At 42.5% G+C, this 22544-nt stretch carries 21 protein-coding genes; 16 read left to right on the top strand and 5 right to left on the bottom strand.

The window, feature by feature from the left end; genetic code table 11:
• Together RLN88_RS02810 and RLN88_RS02805 are read right to left on the bottom strand one after the other, a co-directional pair.
• A partial coding sequence (locus tag RLN88_RS02810; protein WP_350219855.1) for an efflux RND transporter permease subunit occupies positions 1–3542 on the bottom strand: 3542 nt, incomplete at its 3' end.
• 100 nt (positions 3543–3642) lie between these two features.
• Complete coding sequence (locus RLN88_RS02805; RefSeq protein WP_350206094.1) at positions 3643–4017, bottom strand: HYC_CC_PP family protein; 375 nt, start codon at positions 4015–4017, stop codon at positions 3643–3645.
• A gap of 331 nt (positions 4018–4348) precedes the next feature.
• On the opposite strand from RLN88_RS02805, the gene RLN88_RS02800 reads away from it, so the two are divergent.
• From RLN88_RS02800 to RLN88_RS02780, 5 genes are all read left to right on the top strand, one after another.
• On the top strand, positions 4349–4732 hold the full coding sequence (locus RLN88_RS02800; protein WP_350206259.1) for a RidA family protein: 384 nt from the start codon (positions 4349–4351) through the stop codon (positions 4730–4732).
• Between the two features lie 180 nt (positions 4733–4912).
• Positions 4913–5290, top strand: coding sequence for a RidA family protein (locus RLN88_RS02795; protein WP_350219854.1), 378 nt, complete (start codon positions 4913–4915; stop codon positions 5288–5290).
• A 69-nt stretch (positions 5291–5359) separates the two neighbouring features.
• Entirely contained in the window at positions 5360–6889 is a 1530-nt protein-coding gene (gene gltX / locus RLN88_RS02790; protein WP_350219853.1) for a glutamate--tRNA ligase, read from the top strand.
• A gap of 10 nt (positions 6890–6899) precedes the next feature.
• Positions 6900–7088, top strand: coding sequence for a hypothetical protein (locus RLN88_RS02785; protein WP_350219852.1), 189 nt, complete (start codon positions 6900–6902; stop codon positions 7086–7088).
• 62 nt (positions 7089–7150) lie between these two features.
• A complete protein-coding gene (locus RLN88_RS02780) occupies positions 7151–8356 on the top strand; it encodes an NAD(P)-dependent oxidoreductase (RefSeq protein ID WP_350219851.1) in 1206 nt (401 codons plus the stop codon).
• 52 nt (positions 8357–8408) lie between these two features.
• Here RLN88_RS02780 and RLN88_RS02775 read toward each other — a convergent pair whose 3' ends face one another.
• Together RLN88_RS02775 and rho are read right to left on the bottom strand one after the other, a co-directional pair.
• Positions 8409–9473 (bottom strand): hypothetical protein, encoded by a 1065-nt coding sequence (locus RLN88_RS02775; RefSeq protein WP_350219850.1) that lies wholly within the window; start codon positions 9471–9473, stop codon positions 8409–8411.
• 108 nt (positions 9474–9581) lie between these two features.
• The gene (gene rho / locus RLN88_RS02770) at positions 9582–11153 is read right to left on the bottom strand and encodes a transcription termination factor Rho (RefSeq protein ID WP_350219849.1); all 1572 of its coding nucleotides are present in this window, start codon (positions 11151–11153) and stop codon (positions 9582–9584) included.
• 242 nt (positions 11154–11395) lie between these two features.
• Here rho and serS point away from each other — a divergent pair, with 242 nt between their 5' ends.
• The 5 genes from serS (at position 11396) to RLN88_RS02745 (ending at position 17203) form a co-directional block, all read left to right on the top strand.
• Positions 11396–12679 (top strand): serine--tRNA ligase, encoded by a 1284-nt coding sequence (serS, locus tag RLN88_RS02765; protein ID WP_350219848.1) that lies wholly within the window; start codon positions 11396–11398, stop codon positions 12677–12679.
• A 76-nt stretch (positions 12680–12755) separates the two neighbouring features.
• Complete coding sequence (locus tag RLN88_RS02760) at positions 12756–14894, top strand: prolyl oligopeptidase family serine peptidase (RefSeq protein WP_350219847.1); 2139 nt, start codon at positions 12756–12758, stop codon at positions 14892–14894.
• Between the two features lie 62 nt (positions 14895–14956).
• Positions 14957–15403, top strand: coding sequence for a GNAT family N-acetyltransferase (locus RLN88_RS02755; RefSeq protein WP_350219846.1), 447 nt, complete (start codon positions 14957–14959; stop codon positions 15401–15403).
• A gap of 58 nt (positions 15404–15461) precedes the next feature.
• Entirely contained in the window at positions 15462–16757 is a 1296-nt protein-coding gene (locus RLN88_RS02750) for a hypothetical protein (protein ID WP_350219845.1), read from the top strand.
• Entirely contained in the window at positions 16742–17203 is a 462-nt protein-coding gene (locus tag RLN88_RS02745) for a GNAT family N-acetyltransferase (protein WP_350219844.1), read from the top strand. Before RLN88_RS02750 ends, RLN88_RS02745 begins: the two co-directional genes overlap by 16 nt.
• Position 17204: 1 nt before the next feature.
• On the opposite strand, the gene RLN88_RS02740 is transcribed toward RLN88_RS02745, so the two are convergent.
• On the bottom strand, positions 17205–17510 hold the full coding sequence (locus tag RLN88_RS02740; protein WP_350219843.1) for a DUF4286 family protein: 306 nt from the start codon (positions 17508–17510) through the stop codon (positions 17205–17207).
• A gap of 93 nt (positions 17511–17603) precedes the next feature.
• Here RLN88_RS02740 and RLN88_RS02735 point away from each other — a divergent pair, with 93 nt between their 5' ends.
• The 6 genes from RLN88_RS02735 (at position 17604) to RLN88_RS02710 (ending at position 22515) form a co-directional block, all read left to right on the top strand.
• Positions 17604–18485, top strand: coding sequence for a MerR family transcriptional regulator (locus RLN88_RS02735; RefSeq protein WP_350219842.1), 882 nt, complete (start codon positions 17604–17606; stop codon positions 18483–18485).
• A 118-nt stretch (positions 18486–18603) separates the two neighbouring features.
• Positions 18604–19110: an RNA polymerase sigma factor gene (locus tag RLN88_RS02730; RefSeq protein WP_350219841.1), complete on the top strand. Its 507-nt coding sequence runs from the start codon at positions 18604–18606 to the stop codon at positions 19108–19110.
• The gene (gene crtID / locus RLN88_RS02725) at positions 19100–20596 is read left to right on the top strand and encodes a bifunctional phytoene desaturase/3,4-desaturase (RefSeq protein WP_350219840.1); all 1497 of its coding nucleotides are present in this window, start codon (positions 19100–19102) and stop codon (positions 20594–20596) included. The genes RLN88_RS02730 and crtID overlap by 11 nt, the downstream gene beginning before the upstream one ends.
• Positions 20596–21438, top strand: coding sequence for a phytoene/squalene synthase family protein (locus tag RLN88_RS02720; RefSeq protein WP_350219839.1), 843 nt, complete (start codon positions 20596–20598; stop codon positions 21436–21438). Before crtID ends, RLN88_RS02720 begins: the two co-directional genes overlap by 1 nt.
• Positions 21439–21484: 46 nt before the next feature.
• Positions 21485–21934, top strand: coding sequence for a sterol desaturase family protein (locus tag RLN88_RS02715; RefSeq protein WP_350219838.1), 450 nt, complete (start codon positions 21485–21487; stop codon positions 21932–21934).
• Between the two features lie 92 nt (positions 21935–22026).
• Entirely contained in the window at positions 22027–22515 is a 489-nt protein-coding gene (locus tag RLN88_RS02710; RefSeq protein ID WP_350219837.1) for an NUMOD4 domain-containing protein, read from the top strand.
• Positions 22516–22544: the final 29 nt, after the last annotated feature.

Here is a 22544-nt window from a genome sequence, read left to right as displayed (position 1 = left end):
TTCAGATAGGTTGCCATTATGACGCCATTGTCGGAGGCCACACCGAATAATGCAATAAAACCTACCCATACAGCCACACTTAAGTTTACTGTGCCTATCTGAAATAGATCTCTTAGGTTTATGTCAGCAAGGGAGAAGTTTAGAAACCAACCTTGTCCAAACAGCCATATCAAAAGAAAGCCTCCTGAAAATGCCACAAAAACCCCTGAAAAAACCATCATAGTGGTAGAGACATCTCCAAACTGGAAATAAAGAATAAGAAAAATGGCAAGTAGACATATCGGGACAACCAGTGCTAGCCTCTTAGTAGCCCTGATCTGATTTTCATAGTTACCAGTAAACTTATATGATACACCTGCTGGAAGCATAAACTCACCAGCGTTCATTTTTGCCTGAATAAAGCGCTGTGCTTCTTCAACCACATCTACCTCTGCTTCGCCTGCTTTTTTATCAAAAATGACATAACCATTCAAGAAGGTATCTTCACTCTTGATCACCTGTGGGCCTCTTCGATAAGTGATGTCCGCCAACTCTATCAATGGAACTTGAGCTCCTGAAGGGGTAGGGATCAATACTTTTTTTACATCCTCCGGATTGTCTCGATACTCACGTGCATACCTTACCCTAACCGGAAAACGTTCTCTGCCTTCTACAGTAGTGGTCAGCTTTATTCCCCCTATGGCTACTTCCACATAGTTCTGGAAGTCTTTCATTGTCAGCCCATAACGCGCTATGGCCTTACGATCTACATCAAATTCCATATAGGGCTTGCCCACAATTCTGTCTGCAAAGACTGATGAAGCCTCGATACTGGGTACCTGCTGTAGTATTTTTTCCAGTTGAAGTCCTACACTTTCGATAGTCTCCAGATCTGGACCAAACACCTTAATACCAATGGGTGCCCGCATTCCTGTGGACAGCATAACTAATCGGGTCTGGATAGGCTGGAGCTTAGGTGCAGAGGTCATGCCTGGTATATTGGTAGCCTTCACAATCTCTGCCCATATATCATCAGGAGACCGGATATGATCACGCCATTGCCTAAAATATTCACCTTTTTTGTTGTCAATTACCAGTTCGTCTTTCTCGATTTTTCTAAAACCGTCTCGCTCCGGGTGATAGGTACTTCCATCTTTTAACAAGTAGTTCCCTTCTTTATCGGTTTTAAATTGCATCCTATGCCCATTTTCGTCCACCATGTACTCGGGTTTATAATTAATGGTATTCTCGAACATGGAAATGGGTGCCGGATCAAGAGCTGAGTTCACCCGTCCCCACTTACCTACAACCGATTGGACTTCAGGGATCTGGGCCACATATCCGTCTACCTTTTGGATCACATCTATGTTTTCCTCAATACCGGAATGGGACATGGTAGTGGGCATTAAGAGGTATGAGCCTTCGTCCAAAGCAGGCATAAACTCTTTTCCAATTCCAGGAAGGGTTTTATTAAGTGACTGCCAAAACCTAGTTTGTCGAATTTCCCAACCTGTTTTTTCAATAGAATTACCTATGGCACCAAAAGCACCCTCAAAACCAATCCAGGTAAGTATTCCGAATAAAAAGACGAAGATTGGGAGTATGAAAAATTTCCACTTATTGTCAAGGCACCACCTAAGAATAGGGGTATAGTATTTTACCAGCAATAGTAATGAACCAAGTACGAGCAATATTGCTCCTCCAGCAAACAGAAAATTTGTAAATAGACTATTTTGTGCGCCAAGCGGCAGCCATTCACGAGTTAAAAAGGCCGCAACTGTCAGCATAATGATGGCAATATTGAGATATTCAGTAAGCCAAGTCCATTTTTCAGGGATGAACTTCTCTACAATATTGTTGATTCCAAGAGCCATAAGGACCATTCCGAGCCAATTTCCTGCGAAGATTAAAATGAGTAACCCTAGTGCGATAAGGGCTGAATTCCATATCCTTTTTGTCCTTTCCTTTCCGACCTTTATGGAAAACAACCAGTGCGCCGCAGCGGGTATCACAACGAGTCCTACAAACAGGGCAGCCAGCATTGCGAATGTCTTGGTGAAAGCCAGAGGCTTGAAAAGTTTACCTTCTGCTGCTTGCATGGCAAAAACAGGAAGAAAACTCACCACAGTGGTGGTAAGGGCAGTAATAACCGCCGATGCTACTTCTGCAGTGGCCGTATAGATAACCTCTAGTTTTTGCTTGCTCGAAATACCTTTGTTTTCTGGCAAATCCAGATGTCGGAGGATATTTTCAGTAAATACAACTCCAACATCCACCATTACCCCAATGGCAATTGCGATCCCCGAAAGAGCAACAATGTTAGCATCTACTCCAGCATATCTCATCACTATAAATGTCATTAAAACTCCAATCGGGAGTAAACTGGAGATGAGAATAGAGGCTCTCAGGTTCATAACAACAATGATTACCACAATGATGCTTATGAGTATTTCCAGGGTTAGTGCCTCTTCCAGTGTACCTAAGGTTTCCTTAATCAACCCGGTACGGTCATAGAATGGAACTACGGTCACTTTTGAAACAGTACCGTCGGAAAGAACCTTTGATGGCAGCCCCGGAGATATCTCTTTGATTTTTTCTTTTACATTTTCTATTACCTCAAGCGGATTGGCACCATACCGTGAAACGACAACTGCTCCAGTAGCTTCTGCCCCTCCTTTATCAAGACCACCTCTTCGAGTAGATGGACCAAAATTGACAACAGCTACATCCTTGATTCGAATGGGTGTATTGTTATGCTGCGTGATTACTGCTTCCTCAAGGTCTTCCAGGGTTCTGATATACCCCAAACCTCTGACTAAGTACTCAGCTTTGTTGTATTCAATAGTGCGGGCACCCACATCCAGATTACTTTCCTTTACAGCACGCATGATTTGAGCCACGTTTACGTTGTACTCTTTCATCGCTACCGGATCAATATCTACCTGATATTCTTTTACAAACCCTCCGATAGCTGCTACTTCTGATACCCCCGAAGCAGAGGTGAGGGCATATCCTACATAAAAATCCTGGATGGTTCGCAGTTCTTGAGGGTCCCAACCACCTGTCGGCTCACCAGTTTCAGGGTTTCGTCCTTCCAGTGTGTACCAGTAGATTTGTCCCAATGCCGTAGCATCCGGACCTAAAGCAGGTTGAACTTCAGGAGGTAATGTCCCTGCAGGAAGCGAATTCAATTTCTCCAATATTCGGGTACGACTCCAGTAAAATTCTACATCATCTTCGAAAATGATATAAATTGTAGAGAGTCCGAAGATTGAATTACTCCTTATAGTTTTTACTCCGGGCACACCCAGAAGCGCAGTGGTCAACGGATAAGAAATCTGGTCTTCTATATCTTGCGGAGACCTTCCCATCCATGTAGTAAAAACAATTTGCTGATTCTCCCCAATGTCAGGGATGGCATCAACAGGTACCGGGTCGCGAGGAAAATTCTCCATCTTCCAGTTAAATGGTGCAGTTGCCACCCCCCATCCTACAAAGATTAGCACAATTAGTGCTGTAACCAGCTTGTTCTCTAAAAAGAACCTGATCAGTTTATTAAGCATAATGAAATATGTTTTAACAGTTAGAAGAACTAGACAAAATAGTGCAATCTAAGGCCTCCTTAAGTGGAGAACAGTGATGCATCTTAATTGTGTGTAACTATTAAAGTAGAAAAGACTGATGCCTGGCGAGTCTGTCAGGAACAGTCAGCGGGTGAATAAGATAGGAGTGGTCTACAAAATTGTCTTGAATGAATACCTGAACGAGTGTAGGAATTTCAATTGTTTGAAGTAATACCTGTTCAGGAGGGTCTATCGATTGAAAAGATATTTGGGTGTTTTCATCGTGCTGCAGTATCTCTTGTTCCAAGTCACAGCAACCTGATGGCTTTTCCGTCTCTCCACCACAACAGGAATGAAGTTCTTTGAAAAGTCCAGCTTCTATCAGTTCTCCACCGCAAAAATGCTTGGCGAGTACCAACCCCCCTGATGAAGAGAGGATAAGGAAACTGAAGAATATGACTAAAAATCTTTTCACGTAGTATTTTCTATTTCTAGCTACACCAACGTAAAATTAGTTATATGTATTCATGAAAAAGTTACGAAATTTTTATTAAAGTTTATGGTTTGATGGTATGGAATTGAGTTTTTCCAAAATCCTCGATCGACTCCAGTAAAATTCAATGTCTTCGTTGAGGATGATGTTGTTACTGGAAAAACAAAAAATGGAAGAACTACTGATCAATTTTACAGAATTATGGAAGAGAGTTACATGATTTCACTAAAACTACCAATAGAATAATCTTATTACTATTAAGTTGGTTTTCGCAACTTCATTGTAAGTTTATCAAATCAAATGAATCATTCTAATAATGAAAAAAATCATCAACTCACACAAAGCTCCTGCCCCAATTGGTCCATACTCACAAGCGGTTAACTCAGGTAACACTTTATATGTTTCCGGACAAATCCCCATTGACCAATCGACTGGAAATTTGAAAGAGGGTTCAATTGAAGAAGAAACAGATCAGGTTATGAAGAATATTGGGTATATCCTTGAAGAAGCCGGCTTAACATTTGAGAATGTTCTTAAGTGTTCCATTTTTGTGTCAGATATAGGGAATTTTGCGAGAATCAATGAGATTTATGGGAAGTATTTTACAGTTAATCCTCCTGCGCGTGAAACTGTAGAAGTAAGTGGTTTACCGAAAGGGGTCAATGTTGAAATAAGTTGTATTGCCCAATTCTTCTAAGATTACACGGATAATAACTTGTTCAAACTTTTTTGGTCAAAGTGGACAGGCAATGTTCAAACTTTTTTGATCACTTGTTCAAACTTTTTTGATTGATGCCACATGATTGAAAAAGCACCAACCCTGGATGATCGTACTCATGCGAATTCCATGTGTGCCATTAAGTAAAACACAATACACATGAAAGAAATTATCAACTCTCCAAAAGCTCCAGCTCCAATCGGGCCATATTCCCAGGCAGTCAGATCAGGAAATACACTTTATGTTTCAGGTCAAATCCCGATAGACCAACAAAATGATGCCTTGGTTGAAGGATCCATAGAAGAGGAAACCGAGCAGGTGATGAAAAACATAGGATACATCCTTGAAGAGGCCGGATTAAATTTTTCCAACGTACACAAATGCTCCATCTTCGTTTCAAGCATGGATAATTTTGCAAGAATCAATGCCATATATGGAAAGTACTTTTTAGAAAATCCACCTGCCCGGGAAACCGTGGAAGTAAGTGGGCTTCCAAAAGGTGTGAATGTGGAAATCTCCTGCATCGCCTCTTTCTAAGAATACTTTTCTTTCCTTAAACATTCCGTGACTGGCTTCTTATTTTTGCGGCTCAATCAAAACGCATAGATGGAAAACGTAAGAGTAAGATTTGCCCCTAGTCCAACAGGGGGTCTTCATATCGGTGGGGTTCGCACAGCATTGTTCAATTACCTGTTTGCCAGGAAAAACAACGGGACATTCATCCTCCGAATTGAAGATACCGATCAGGCAAGGTTCGTCGAGGGGGCAGAAGATTACATCAAAAAAACACTAGACTGGTGTGGTATCACCCCTGACGAAGGTCCGGATCAGGGTGGAGATTACGGCCCATACAGGCAATCTGAAAGAAAAGAAATTTATCGACAGTATGCAGAGAAGCTAATTGCTGAGGGGAATGCCTATTATGCTTTTGATACGCCTGAAGAATTGGAAGCAATGCGGGAAAGATTGAAGGAAAGTCGGGTGGTAAATCCACAATATGACACCATTACCCGAACCACGATGAAAAACTCCCTGACCCTATCGGAGGAGGAAGTTCAGCGGCGAATTGCAAATGGTGACCCTTACGTAATCCGAATCAAAATTCCCAAAAAAGAGGAGGTTCGTCTAAATGATATGGTGCGCGGATGGGTAATGGTGCACACAGAAGTTTTGGATGATAAAGTGCTGATGAAATCCGATGGCATGCCTACCTACCACCTGGCCAATATCGTGGATGATCACCTGATGAAAATCACACATGTGATCAGGGGTGAGGAGTGGCTCCCCTCTGCACCACTTCACGTGCTTCTCTACCGATTTCTGGGATGGAAAGATGAGATGCCTCAGTTTGCCCACCTTCCTCTTATTCTAAAACCTGATGGAAATGGGAAATTGAGCAAACGAGCTGCGGATAAAGCCGGCTTCCCCATTTTTCCATTAAACTGGCAAGATCCGGAGAGTGGAGAAACTTCGATCGGCTTTAAGGAAACAGGATTTCTTCCCCAGGCGCTCATCAATTTCCTGGCCTTTCTGGGGTGGAATCCCGGCACAGAACAAGAAATTTTTTCCTTGAATGGGCTGGAAAAAGCCTTTTCGGCAGAACGAATAAATAAAGCTGGAACTAAGTTTGATTTTGAAAAAGCAAAGTGGTTCAATCAAGAATATATCAAAGCCACAGACTCCAATCTATTTGCAGCGGATTTGGTGAAATCCCTTAAGGAAATACATGGAATTGATTGCCCTTCGGAAACCGCCATTCAAATTATCGACCTCCTCAAAGGACGGGTCACCTACCCACATGAGTTCGTGGAAAATGGATTGATCATTTTTCAAAAACCTCAATCTTTTGATGAAAAGGTTGTTAGCAAAAAATGGGATGATGACGCCCCAAGAGCACTATCACTCTTTGCTGATAAACTGAAAACACAGGGAAGCATTACTGCTGATTCTGCCAAAACCCTATTTTGGGAAACTTTGGAAACAGCCGGCTACAAGCCCGGACAGTTTATGCAGACGTTGCGTTTGGTACTTACAGGAGAAGGTTCCGGGCCAGATCTTATGACAATCATCGAGATACTGGGAAGTGAAAAAGCTGCTGAGCGAATCATATCATCAATTGATGCGTTAAGTAACTAAAGCCAAAATCATGAACAAGAAAGAAAAAGCACGTGTGCATAAAGACCTGGATGGACTTGAACTTAGCGTAGACTCATTCGGGGAAATTTCGTCTAACATGCCCATCGATAAGCTGAATAAATTCCTCAATAAGAACGTGGAGGACAAAAAGTTAAGAGATCGTGACGATCTGGATGAATTGAAAAAAGAAGAAGAGTAGCCGATCTTGTGAAGCTCCTTGCCGATTGACTAATTTCGCATCCGTTCACAAACACAGATCAGATGACTAAAATCGGCATTATCAAAGAGGGAAAAATTCCGATCGATCGGCGAGTACCTCTCACCCCACAGCAAGCCAAATATGTAAAGGACAATTTCGATGTTGAGGTAGTTGTTCAAACGAGTGATATCCGCTGTTTCTCTGACGATGATTATCGAAATGCGGATCTCCCAATTGTTGATTCTGTTGAGGACTGTGATATTATTCTTGGCGTAAAGGAAGTACCCATAGACAAACTCATTCCAAATAAAACCCATTTCTTCTTTTCCCACACCATCAAAAAGCAAGACTATAACAGAGACTTATTGAGGTCTATTCTGAATAAAAAAATCCGATTGATAGACTGGGAAACGTTGACCAACGAAAACGGAAACCGCATCATTGCATTTGGACGCTGGGCAGGTATTGTAGGTGCATACAATGGCATCTGGACCTATGGGAAAAGATATAACCTCTTCACCCTGAGAAGAGCGCATGAGTGCTTCGACTATGAAGACCTAAAAACCGAATTCAAAAAAATCAAACTTCCTAATATCAAGATCGCTCTGACTGGAGGCGGTCGGGTAGCAAAAGGGGCGATGGAGGTTTTACTGGGTGCCGGCATCAGCCAAGTCACCCCTCACGACTTTCTCACACAGCGATTTGATGAGCCGGTATTTACCCAGCTAAACTCTCGTGACTATAACAAAAGAAGAGCGGGTGGCGACTTTTTGCGAAATGAATTTTACAAAAGCCCCGAGCAGTACGAGGGAGATTTCCTGAAGTATACCAGGGTCACTGATTTGTTGATTGCATGTGCCTTTTGGGATCCTGCAGCGCCCGTTTTATTCCACAGGGAAGATATTATCAAAGACGATTTTGACATCAAAGTCATTGCCGACATAACATGTGATATTGAGGGATCAATCCCATCAACTAAAAAGCCAAGCACTATTGACGATCCAATTTATGACTACAATCCTACGGATGATGAGATAGAGCAGGCCTTGACGGATGAAGGGAACATTACTGTGATGGCGGTAGACAACTTGCCATGTGAACTCCCTCGCGATGCATCAGAAAGCTTTGGAAATGAATTGGTGAACAATGTGATACCTCACCTTCTTGGTGGAGATGAGAAAGGAGTTATCCAGCGAGCTACCATCACGAATGCGGGTCACCTTACTGAAAAGTATAGTTATCTGCAGGATTATGTAGACGGAAAATAAAAAACCATCCCGCTATCTGGCGGGATGGCCTATTATAAGAAAGCTTTCCAGCTTAATCTTCAAATTCGGACAGAATCGACTCAATTTCTTCGAAAACCGGAGCAAGTATTTCCTCAAGGTTTTCTTGTGTTCCGTCAGCATACTGCACATATGGGACGTAATCATCAGACCCATTATCATCTTCCTCCAACACAAATACTATATCACCTACTTTGGAATCGTCCGCATAGAGGGCAAGATCAAAATAGTCATTCGGATTGCCGCTTGGACCAACCTCCCTCATGTCAATACTCCCCAGTATTTTGATTCCTCTGTACTGAACAAACCCTTCAAGAAGAAGAGGTTCTTCCTTATCTGCCGACTCATACTCAACGTCCAAATCAATACCAACGATGGGCTCATTATCGATAGAAACAGAAGCCAGAAGACTAGATGATTTTTCGAACGTATCATCGAAATTTAGGTCAAAAGTGAAGGGAGAGATAAACAACGTAATATCAGCCTTCTCAGGGTCACCTGTGCTAGACCAGTTTACTTCAAAATCCAACTCTACTAAAGTCTCACCGTCTATTTTTAGATATCCTATAATGACAGAAGGAATCTCGTACTCAGAAACAAAATCATCATCTGTATCAGTAACTGTTACAAACTGAAGGTCAGAAATTTTCAGTTCTGCGTTGTTAGTTTCAGAACCAGCAGCAGGAAACTTCACAATAAAAAACTCTGACTCTTCCTTTTCAAAATCCTGCAACTCAGGATTCCATTCATAGAGTCCCTTGATGTCATCAAAAGAAGTAGGATCATCATTGTTTGTTCTGGCTGCCGGGCCATTCACAAAGTATTGGATCATCAGATTCACCCGCTCTTTCGTCCATGCTCCTTCACTCATTCTTCCCCCAATTACATCTGATCCCTCCATCAAAATTGAAAGATCCATGAGTGCATTTAGCCCTTCAGATTCCACTATAGATATAATGTCATCTCCAAGCTGATCTGCAGCGGAGTTGATTGCTGCAGATGCCTCCTCGGTAGTTAGGTCTACATTTTTTTCATCATCATTTTGACATCCTGAGAGAATAATTAGGCCAAAAATTGATGCGGCAAGTAGTTTTTTCATACGAATAGAAATTTTACCTTTATTAAGATTTTATGTAATTATTTCTATAGGCACATAAAAAAAGCCAGACCCCTAAGTCTGGCTTTTAATTATTTATTTAAACGAATGCTATCCATTCATGCTCACCAAAAACTCATCGTTATTGGCTGTACCTTTCATCTTGCTCAATAGAAATTCCATCGCCTCGTTACTATTCATATCTGCCATAAACTTGCGAAGTATCCATACTCGCTTCAGCTCTTCCGGATCCATCAATAGATCTTCACGACGCGTACCAGAAGCAGGCACATCGATCGCCGGGTAAACTCGCTTGTTAGATAGTTTTCTATCAAGCTGAAGCTCCATATTGCCAGTACCTTTGAATTCTTCGAAGATTACTTCATCCATTTTGGATCCTGTCTCGATCAGAGCTGTGGCGATGATGGTAAGTGATCCTCCATTTTCCACATTTCGTGCTGCTCCGAAAAATCGTTTCGGCTTGTGGAGTGCGTTCGCATCCACACCACCAGACAAAATCTTACCAGAAGAAGGAACCACTGTGTTGTGGGCTCTTGCTAGTCGTGTGATAGAATCCAAAAGGATCACCACATCATGTCCGCACTCTACCATTCTTTTGGCCTTCTCCAGCACCATGTTCGATACTTTCACGTGCTTGTCCGCCTGCTCGTCAAAAGTTGAAGCGATTACCTCTCCTTTCACTGATCGGGCCATGTCAGTTACCTCCTCAGGACGTTCGTCAATCAGAAGCACCATCAGATAGCACTCAGGGTGATTTTCAGCAATGGCATTAGCCACATTCTTCAAAAGAACTGTCTTACCAGTTTTTGGCTGAGCTACGATCATACCCCTTTGTCCCTTACCTATTGGAGAGAATAGGTCCAAAATTCTGGTAGAGTAGTTATCTGCCTTTGTGCTCAACTTCAGTTTCTCTTGAGGGAAAAGTGGAGTCAGATATTCAAAAGCCACTCGATCTCTCACTTCCTCAGTAGTCTTACCGTTTACGGTTTCCACTTTAAGAAGGGCAAAGTACTTTTCTCCATCCTTCGGAGGCCTGATCTGGCCTTTTACCGTATCTCCGGTTTTCAAACCAAAAAGCTTGATTTGAGATGGAGAAACATAAATATCATCAGGGCTGGCCAGGTAATGGTAATCGCTTGATCGAAGAAAGCCATATCCATCCTGCATGATTTCAAGGACACCCTCGTTCTCAATCATTCCGTCAAATTCCTTAATCTCTTCGTTGTAAGCTTCTTTCTTCCTTCTCTTTTCCTGTCTCTCAGCTTCGCGCTCTGCTCTATTCTGATCTCTTTCGCCTCTGTCCTTATCTCCTTCACGCTTATCGTCTTTTTTATTATCATGACGATCCTTCTGATCCTTTCTTTCCGGCTTGTCAGATTTCTCTGACTTCTCTTCTTTGACAGCCTTCTCAATCCTTGTGTCGTCTTTTCTAGGCGCTTTCTTCTTTCTATCAGGTTTTTCTTCTTCCTGCTCAGGGGCGTCTCCAGAAGCTTCTCCTTTGATTTTTTTGATTTCGCCATCCGGCATGCTCGCCTGCATATCCAGAATAGCATAGATAAGATCCTGCTTTGCAAGCTTCTTATTGTTCTTAATTCCTAGTTTCTCTGCTATTTCCTTTAATTCGGATAGCAGCATTACACTAAGATCATCTAGTGTGTACATAACTGTGTATAAAAGTGAATTTCAAAATTTGTTAGTAAAATGATTCCGAAGAATTCGTGGTAATCGCTTGTTTGCTTTGTTAAGCTGAAAAACCCGGATGAGTTTTTCGTGGATTGCTTCGCAATAATAGACCATCCCCCCCTATTTCACAAACTGAAGCAAAAAATTTAGCTTTTATTAAATCCTGTCTCATTTCATTGTAAAATCATTTTTCTTTGCGACCTGAAAAAACAATCATACCAATGCTGCAGGTAGCAACCATAGAAAGAGACTTTGAGAGATGTGTAAAAGGGCTTCAGAAAAGAGGCATTGATGGGGCTCAAGGTCTGCTTAAGGATGTATTGAAGCTGGATGAAAGCAGGAAGAAAATCCAGGGCGAACTGGATGATGTTTTGCATGAATCGAATAAGCTGGCAAAGGAAATTGGTCAGCTATTTCAACAAGGAAAGCGTGAGGAGGCCGAAGCAGCCAAGGCTAAGACTTCTGAACTCAAACAAAAAAGCAAGGCCCTGGGAGACGAATTGAGTTCGGTAGAAATATCCCTCACCACTCAACTTTACAACATTCCCAACATCCCGGAAGAATCAGTACCTGCCGGAAAATCTGATGCGGATAATGAAGTGGTGAAACTTGCTGATGAAAATATTCCCCATCTTGGTGATCATAAAAAGCCTCATTGGGAGCTAATAGAAGAGTTTGATATTGTAGACTTTGAATTGGGCAATAAGGTGAGTGGGGCTGGTTTCCCATTTTATAAAAAGCAAGGTGCCAGGCTGGTCAGAGGTATGATCAACTACTTTCTGGACAAAGCCGCCGGAGCTGGCTATGGGGAAGTGCAACCACCCATTCTCATCAATGAAGCATCAGGATTGGGCACGGGACAGCTGCCTGACAAAGAAGGGCAGATGTATCATGCAGAAGCAGATGACCTTTATTTAATCCCAACTGCAGAAGTCCCCATTACAAACATGTATCGGGATGTAATCCTGAAAGAAGACCAGCTTCCGGTAATGCATGCCGGACATACGCCTTGCTTTAGAAGGGAAGCAGGCTCTTGGGGCGCACATGTGCGTGGATTAAACAGATTGCACCAGTTTGACAAAGTGGAAATTGTGCAAATAGTGGAGCCTGCAAAATCCTACGAGGTACTGGATCAAATGGTCGCTCATGTGGAGGAACTGATCAAGAGTTTAGGCCTGCCATACCGAATCCTAAAGCTATGTGCAGGAGATCTAGGATTTACCTCAGCTCTTACTTATGACTTTGAAGTTTTCTCTGCGGCGCAGGAAAAATGGCTGGAAGTTAGCTCCGTTTCCAACTTTGAAACATTCCAGGCCAACAGATTAAAGCTCAGAATAAAGAATAGCGAAGGCAAGAAAGAATTGGCACATACACTCAATGGCAGTGCGCTTGCATTACCACGAATTATGGCAGCAATCCTGGAAAACAACCAAGCCGGCGATCACATCAAAATGCCGGAAGTGCTTCATCCCTATCTGGGATTTTCGGAAATCAGAAAAGGTTAATTACCTCTGATGTAAAGTTTCTCGGTTTTTGAAACGGTGGTTAGTAAATTCATAGCCCAATAAATTGAAAATTATTATGAAAAAACTAACCTACCTATTGGTAATCCCCATATTATGGTCGTGCCAGCCAGAGGAAAAGCAGGCAGCAAACCTCAATTATCCCGAGACCAAAAAAGTAGATACCACAGATGTCTATTTCGGAACGGAAGTGCCAGACCCCTACCGATGGCTGGAAGACGACACATCTGATGAGACGGCACAGTGGGTGCAGGCACAAAATCAGGTGACAAATTCGTATCTGAGCAATATCGATTTCAGAGATGAAGTAAAAGCCCGCTTAACAGCACTCGAGAATTATGAAAAAATAAGTGCCCCCTTTATGCGAGGGGATTATTACTACTTCTATAAGAATGATGGGCTTCAAAATCAATCCGTTCTTTATAGGGTAAAAAGCTTTGGCGATGAGCCGGAAGTGTTTCTGGATCCGAATTCTTTTTCAGAGGACGGCACCACAGCACTTGGGGGGTTGAGCTTCTCGGATGATTACAAATACACTTCGTATAACATCTCCGTTGGGGGATCTGACTGGCGAACAGCCTACATCATGGAGACAGAAACCAAAGAATTGCTGGATGATGAAATCAAGTGGATCAAGTTTTCGGGAATGAGCTGGTATAAAGATGGCTTCTACTATCAGCGATTTGACGAACCGAAGGAAGGCGATGAACTTTCAGCAACTAATCAATATGGCAAAATATACTATCACAAAGTAGGCACAAGTCAGGCGGAAGATGAGCTGGTATACTCCAACCCCGAAAACCCCGAAAACAGATTTGGAGCGGGCGTAAGTGAAGATGAGCGATTCCTGTTTATCTATTCCTATACCGGAACAAGCGGAAACGAGCTGTATGTAAAAGACCTTTCGGATCCTAACGGAGACTTTAACCCAATCGTGACAGGATTTGAAAACGATCACTACATCGTGGATAATGACGGGGACGACCTAATCATCCACACAAATCTGGGTGCCCCAAATAATCGTATCGTTAGGGTAAATTATCAAAATCCAACTCCTGAAAACTGGGTGGACATGATCCCGGAAACTGAAAATGTAATGAATGCCAACACTGGTGGCGGCAATATTTTCGCCTCGTATCTCATAGATGCCAAAACTGCAATCAAGCAGTATGATTATCAGGGAAGCCTTATCAGGGATGTGGAGTTGCCGGGCATTGGCACAGCAAGTGGATTTGGCGGAGGAGCAGAGGATGAGGAATTCTTTTACAACTACACCTCGTTCACCACTCCATCATCGGTCTACAGGTACAATATTGCGAGAGGGGCATCAGAGCTTCACAGGAGACCGGAGCTGGACTTCAATCCGGATGAATATGAGACCAAGCAGATTTTCTACACCAGCAAGGATGGCACAAAAGTTCCCATGTTCATTGTGCATAAAAAAGGCCTTGAGCTAAATGGGAAAAACCCCACCTGGCTTTATTCCTACGGAGGATTCAACATCAGTCTGAGACCTTCATTCAGTACTTCACGTTTGGTTTGGCTGGAAAATGGAGGCGTATTCGCTATGCCAAACATACGTGGGGGTGGAGAGTATGGAGAAGAATGGCACAAAGCAGGCACCAAGCTTCAGAAGATCAATGTGTTTGAAGATTTCATAGCAGCTGGCGAATACCTGATCAACGAAGGCTACACCTCCTCAGAATATCTTGCTATCCAGGGTGGGTCCAATGGGGGGTTGCTTGTTGGCGCAACAATCAACATGAGACCTGACCTGGCAAAAGTGGCTTTCCCAATGGTGGGTGTAATGGACATGCTTCGCTACCAAAACTTCACAATTGGAAGAGCCTGGTCGGCAGATTATGGCACGTCAGAGGATTCAGAGGAGATGTTCAAGTACCTTCATTCCTACTCCCCGGTTCACAACATTGACCCAAACGCCACATATCCGGCTGTGATGGTAACCACCGCAGATCATGACGATCGTGTGGTACCTGCACATTCCTTTAAGTATGCGGCAACCTTGCAGGAGAAAAATGCGGACAATCCCAATCCATTACTTATTCGAATTGAAACCAAAGCCGGACATGGAGCCGGAATGTCCACTGAGAAGCGAATTGAGTTGAACGCAGACATGTTCTCTTTTGCGTGGTACAACATGGGGGTAATCCCAGATATAGCCAAAGAGAGAATGTGATATCAAACACACAAATCAGAACCCTTCTTCACTCTCGAAGAAGGGTTTTTTATTTTAGGGGAATGATAAACATAAGAAAGGGAGAAAAAGCCGACCTTCCAGCAGTTCTTGATTTGGTAAAAGAATTAGCGGCATATGAAAAAGCCCTGGACAAAGTTGAAAATACGGTCGAGCGAATGGAAGAGGATGGATTTGGAAGCACACCTGTATTTGGCTTTTTGGTGGCGGAAGAAAACGATAAAATCATCGGAACCTCCATCTATTACTATCGCTACTCCACCTGGCAGGGAAAGCGGCTTTACCTTGAAGATTTGGTGGTCACGGAAAGCAACCGAGGCGAAGGTGCTGGAAAACTTCTGTTCGAGGAAACCTTAAAAATTGCCAAAGAAAAGGGTTGCTCAGGCATGATGTGGCAGGTGTTGGATTGGAATGAACCAGCCATCAATTTTTATAAAAAATATGAAACCCGATTCGATGAAGAATGGGTCAATTGCAATATTGATTTTTAACAAAAACTCCATTTAATTTTGCACGAGATAAGATACAAATGGTACCTTATCAATCTTAATGAGAGCAAACACCAAACGAACGCCCAGATTCCTTTTCGTTTCCAAATGGGCTGAGACACTCGACCTTGCAAATGCGGTTCAGAGTGAAGGAAACGAGGTTAAATTCTACGTTGAAGACAAATCTTGCAGAGAGATCGGAAATGGTTTTGTGCATAAAGTACGCCATTGGGAAAAGCATACCGATTGGGCAGATATCATCATTTTCGACTATACCGGCTATGGTGAGGTGGCTAGCAAACTTCGGGAAGCCGGCAAGCTGGTAATCGGTGGCACACCCTACACAGACCAGCTGGAGCTGGATCGCAGTTTCGGTCAAAAGGAATTGAAAAAACACAAAGTTAAAATCCTCAACTATGAGGAGTTCACCACGTTTCAGGATGCCATCGACTATGTGGCACGAAACCCAAATAAATATGTGATCAAGCCATCTGGTGAGGTGCAGGATTATAAGCAACTATTGTTTGTGGGCAAAGAAGAAGATGGAAGCGATATCATCAGGGTGCTAAAGGCCTACGAAAAAACCTGGGGAAATGAAATCGGTCATTTTCAGCTTCAGCGAAAAGTATCCGGCGTGGAAATTTCAGTAGCGGCTTACTTCAACGGAAATGAATTTCTACAGCCAATCAACGTCACGTTTGAGCACAAAAAACTCTTTCCTAAAGAACTGGGAGTATCCACAGGCGAAATGGGCACAAGCATGTTTTGGACCGATAGCAGTCCCGTTTTTGACGCTACCTTGAAAAAACTGGAAAAAACACTGGCGAAGGAAAATTTTGTTGGACATATTGATATCAACTCCATCGTGAATGGAAACGGAATCTATCCTTTGGAATTCACTACCAGGTTTGGCTACCCTCAGATTTACATTCAACGGGCAGGCATCATAGAGCCCATGGGTAAGCTCCTTTTGAAGATTGCCAGAGGAGAAAATTTCAAAATCAATGCAAGGAAAGGCTTCCAAGTTGGGGCACTGGTCGTAGTTCCTCCATTCCCGTACGACGATCCCAAAACATTCAAAACATTCTCGAAGGATGCGGTAGTGGTGATTAAGAAAAACATGAAAGATGGATTACATCCCATGCACCTGAAGCTAGTGGAGGGAGAGTGGCTGATAACCGGAACTTCTGGAGCTGCTTTGGTTGTATCAGGCACGGGCCCATCCATGAAGGAAGCGCAACGGCAGATGTACAGTCGAATTAACAACGTGCTGATAAACAACTCCTACTACCGGACAGATATAGGTGACCGATGGGCGGAAGATCACGACAGACTTTGGTCATGGAATCTTCTATAAAAGGGCTTGTCTTTACCGAAAGGACGAGTGAATCTGCTCGGTTTTTTCATATTCTACCAGAAGACTGGCAGGAAGGTATAGCTCCATATTGGAAAGATTATAAGGGCTCTTCTCGGATTTTTACCCTCGAACATGATGGCCACATCATAGGCGGGGGCATTACTTTTTTGAAACCCGCACCTGACACATTGGCCTATGAGAAAATCTCTATAGAGCTATTTCGGGAAGGTCGTATCTATTTTGGGTTTCTGTGGCTTTCTCCCCAGTTTCGGGGAAATGACCTGGGTTCCTATTGGGTCAATAATCTAAGACTCAAATTTCCAAACAAGAAGTTCTGGCTATCCATTGAAGACAAGGGACTCTCCGGTTTCTATCAAAAAAATGGATTTACCATCTCAAAGGAAATAGAGGTAAATGGGTCTACTGAGTGGATTATGATAGATTAAATCATACCTCCTCAAGTACCGTTCTAAAGGCTGCCATCTTGGTGCCATACCTTATGATAGACTTCTTCTGAATTTTAGGAGCCACCGTGTTGAGATAAGTTTCCAAATGTCCCAATGTCTCCGCCATGTACTGGATAGCATAAGTAGTACCAGTATCATCCTCGCCTTGAGATAGCATTTTCATCATGCGATACTCCATGAAAAACCCGGTATCCATTACTTCCGGAATGTGGGTTTCTTTCATCCAATCGATCCAGTCCTGCTCTACGTCCGTATCGATATTGACGGTGACATTGTATAATATCATTTATGCTTTTATTAGGTTTGGCAAAGTAAGAATACGGATAATTAACATCCATAGGTTTCAAACATTTTAATATCACCGCCAGTTATCATGGGCATGAGCGTATATTCCATCAAGGATTTGGAGCACCTGTCGGGCATCAAAGCCCACACCATCAGGATATGGGAGCAGCGGTATGAATTATTTTCTCCACAACGCACGTCTACCAATATCCGGTATTATAATGATGATGATCTTAAGCTCATTCTGAATATCGCTACGCTAAAAAATCATGGCTATAAGATCAGCAAGATTGTAGCCATGCCACCCCAGCTCCGTGAGCAAGAGGTGAGGAAGATCGGTGAGGAAGATCAAACCTATGAAGATCAAATGAGTGTATTAACGCTTGCAATGATTGATCTGGATGAGGAGGCATTCTCTCTCGCTTTGGAGAAAACCATTGAGCACGCAGGATTTGAAAACACGATGATTCGGATCATTTACCCTTTCATGCGGAAAATAGGTATCCTCTGGCTTACCAATTCGATCAATCCGGCGCAGGAGCATTTTATCTCCCATCTGGTGAGGCAGAAAGTGATTGCAGCCACAGATAAGCTGCAAATAAATGAAAGTGGCCCACTTTTCCTGCTTTTCCTCCCAGAGGGCGAACTCCATGAACTTGGTTTGTTGTTTGCAAACTTCTTATTAAGAAAACGTGGGGCCAAAACCGTCTTTTTCGGGCAGACTGTTCCTTTAGAAGCGCTTGAAGAAGTATACCATAAGCTCAACCCCGAATATATCCTCACCGCCATGACCACCAAACCAGAAACAGGTGAAGTGCAGAAATATATAACCCGATTGGGGAAGAGGTTTCAAGAATGTGAGATACTGATTACCGGAAATAGAATAGTGGGACAACCACTTGACATTCCTAAAAATATCCGCATCATGAACCAATTTGAAGATCTGCTGGCATATACTCCCCAGCTAGCGGTTTAAAAACATAAAAACTTATAGGCTTATTAATAAGGCTTATGTTTTGTTTAATCATTTCACTTGTTTGTTAAACAAATTACTAATAAATTCGTTTAAATATTTAATTAAAATATTAAACAAGATGACTGCTTTGGAATTCGGATACAAAATTGAAAACCTAACCCCATCGCTCAAGCCCTATGCTTTGAAGCTGACGAAAGATGGTGAAGACGCCAATGATTTGCTTCAGGAAACGGTATTCAAGGCATACAATAATCGAGATAAATTTCAGGATGGTACTAATCTGAAAGCCTGGATGTACACCATCATGAGAAACACATTCATTACCAACTATCAGCGAATGGTGCGTCGCAATACATTTATTGACACCACTGAAAATAATCACTTCATAAATTCTTCCGATTCCTTAATTGAAAATGGCGCAAACGGGAGCTTCATCATGAAAGACATTAAAGCGGCAATTGATGGATTGAAAGACATGTATAAAATTCCTTTTACCTTGTACTTTAGAGGTTTTAAATATCACGAAATTGCAGATAAGCTCAATATTCCAATTGGAACCGTGAAAAATCGAATTCACATCGCAAGGAAAGAGCTAAAGAAAGGATTGAAAGTATATGCCAACTAAAAATTTCCATAGTAGAGTTGTAGTGATAGGGGCCGGATTTTCCGGCCTTTCTTGTTCGTGCCATTTGGCAAGTATGGGCTATCAAGTCACACTCTTGGAAAAGAATGATCAGCCAGGTGGTCGCGCCCGAAGCTATACCGATAATGGGTTTACCTGGGATATGGGGCCGTCCTGGTATTGGATGCCGGATGTATTTGAAAAGTTTTTTGAATCCTTTGACAAAAAGGTGTCCGACTACTATCAGCTTGACAGACTAGACCCCTCCTACCGAATCAAATTCAAAAACGACACATTAGATATACCCGCCAGCATGTCCGAGTTGGAGGATCTCTTTGAGAGGATCGAAGCGGGAAGCAGCCAAAAACTGCGATCATTTTTAAAGCAAGCGAAGTATAAATATGATGTGGGCGTGAAAAAGTTGGTGTATAAACCCAGCCGATCACTCCTGGAATTTGTGGATGTCAAATTACTGCTCGGCCTGCTAAAGATGGATGTGTTTACCTCTATCGCCAAACACGTAAGGAAGCACTTCAAAGATGAGCGATTGATCCAACTGATGGAATTCCCTATCCTTTTTCTGGGAGCCACAGCGGAAAACACACCGGCCCTATATAGCTTGATGAATTATGCTGACCTCTCCCTCGGCACCTGGTATCCAAAAGGTGGCATGAGCTCGGTGGTGAAGGGCATGGTAAGGCTGGCTACCGAATTAGGAGTGGACATAAAGCTTGGAGAGGAGGTCACCAATTTTTCCTTTGACGGAAATCGTATCACTGCCGTAAATACCATAAATGAGACCCATGCGTGCGATATGGTAGTAGCCGGAGCAGATTACCACCACGTTGATCAGCACATTCTCCCGGAATCCTTTCAGAATTACTCTGAAAAATATTGGGACTCCAGAGTGTTGGCACCCTCCTCCCTCCTCTTCTACATCGGTGTGGATAAACAGCTCCCAAATCTGGAGCATCATACCCTCTTTTTTGATGAGGACTTCAGGCAGCATGCAAGCGAAATCTATGACCATCCTCAATGGCCCAGCAAACCACTACTTTATGTATCAGCCACCTCCAAAACAGATGATACTGTGGCACCAAAGGGAAAGGAGAATTTAGTCGTGTTGATTCCTGTAGCACCAGACATTGAAGATAATGAAGAGACCAGGGAGAAATATTTTAAACTCATCATGGACAAGCTGGAAGCTTTTACCGGGGAAAATATCCGTGACCACATCCTTACCAGAAAAAGTTATGCCCACAAGGACTTCATCAATGACTATCATTCGTTTAAAGGCAATGCCTATGGTCTTGCTAATACTTTAAGACAGACAGCCATTCTCAAACCATCCCTGAAAAACAAAAAGCTGAAAAACCTGTATTATACAGGGCAGCTTACCGTGCCCGGACCAGGTGTGCCACCTTCCTTGATCTCAGGCGAGGTAGTGGCCAAAGAAATCGGTAAGGATTTTCCTATTTTTAAGAATTGATGAAAGACCTCTACACACAAACGGCCTTTGATTGCAGTAAGCTTATTACAAAAACTTACAGCACTTCCTTCTCCCTGGGCATACGCACGCTCAACAAAAAATATCACGAGTCAATTTATGCCATCTATGGATTTGTACGCTATGCCGATGAGATTGTGGATACATTTCATGATCATGACAAGCAGAAACTTCTGCAGCGGTTCAAGTCAGACACCTACCAGTCAATTGAAGAAAAAATCAGTCTGAATCCGGTTCTCCACTCTTTTCAGCAGGTAGTAAATGAATTTAATATTGATCATGACCTGATAGAGGCTTTCCTCATCAGCATGGAAATGGATCTAAGCAAAAAAGACTATGATGATTCGGAATACGAAAAATACATTTACGGAAGTGCCGAAGTAGTTGGGTTGATGTGCCTCAAGGTTTTCTGCGAAGGAAATGAAGAAAAGTATCAGGAATTGCTAACCCCGGCCAGGCATCTGGGCTCAGCATTTCAAAAAGTCAATTTTCTCCGTGATATCAAAAGTGATTACGATGAAAGGGGCAGGGTCTATTTCCCCGGTGTTGACTTCAATCAGTTTAGCAACGAGGAGAAAAAACAAATTGAGGAAGATATTCGAGAAGAATTCAAGCAATCTTTGATTGGAATCAAAAAACTCCCAAAAGGGGTGAGAGCGGGAGTCTATCTCGCATACATTTATTACACGGTGCTTTTCAAGAAAATCACCAGGCTCTCTCCCGAGCGGATAAAATCCGAACGCATTCGGGTACCAAACCTCAAGAAGTTTATGCTGCTTGTCAAGTGCTATTTTCTCCACAAGCTAAACTTTATTGTAGAATGAACAAGACTACATTTGTGTCGGTTAATAAGATGTAGAATTTTATAAAATGCACATAATCATTAACATACTGATCGTTGCAGCCACATTTTTCTTTATGGAAGGAGTGGCTTGGTTTACTCACAAGTACATCATGCATGGCTTCCTATGGAGCTGGCATAGATCCCATCACAAAGTACACGATCATGCACTTGAGATGAATGACCTCTTCGCAGTAGTTTTTAGTATCCCCTCGATACTAACCATCTATTTCGGATACCACAATTACGCTGACTTATGGTGGCTGCTTTATATCGGTATAGGTATTCTGTGCTATGGCATTTTCTACTTTATTTTCCATGACATCATTGTGCACAGACGAATCAAGATTCCTTTCAAGGCAAAGAGCCAATACATGAAGCGAATCATGAAAGCCCATTATGTGCATCACGAAAAGCACACCAAAGAAGACGCTGAAGCGTTCGGATTTCTCTACGCTCCGAAGAAATACCAGAAATAACGCAACTATGTTATCACTTGATAAATAAAAATTATTACATTTGGTAATCATTAGGATCAGCCTTTTTGATTAACCATAAAAAAGCGAGCTAAATGGCAGATAAGCAAGAAGAAGTTTGGGGTCCAATAGAAGGATTCTCAAACTATGAAATCTCCAACAGGGGAAAAATCCGTAGCAAAACCAGAAAGGTGTGGCACAAGGGTAGCAAGACCCACATGAAGTTGCGTGGCAAACTAATGCGCCAGCGATGGAATAAAATATGCAAGTGCTACTTCCTGGACCTCATCGATGATGGTGGAAAAAGAAGAACTGTATACCCTCACAAGGAAACGGCAAAAGTTTTTGTGAAGAATAAGGACTCAGCAAAAACCATGATTATTCACAAAGACAATAACCCAAGAAATAATTATTTCGATAACCTGGAGTGGATGACCCCATCCGAGCACATGAAGTGGCAGTTTGAGGTTGGAAATAAAAACAACTTCAAAGTGTGGAAGACTCGGAAAAAAAGGTACAAGAACGGATTTAAACCGGATACGGTACTGCCAGGTAGGCCTAAGAAAAACAAAGCAAAAGCTTAAGAATCTAAAAAGAGTAAGGGGTTCCAAAT

It is taken from the genome of Ekhidna sp., assembly GCF_040223195.1.
GTDB lineage: Bacteria > Bacteroidota > Bacteroidia > Cytophagales > Cyclobacteriaceae > Ekhidna.
Note: the sequence above shows the minus strand (reverse complement) of the source record. Positions and strands in the feature narration are given on the sequence as shown.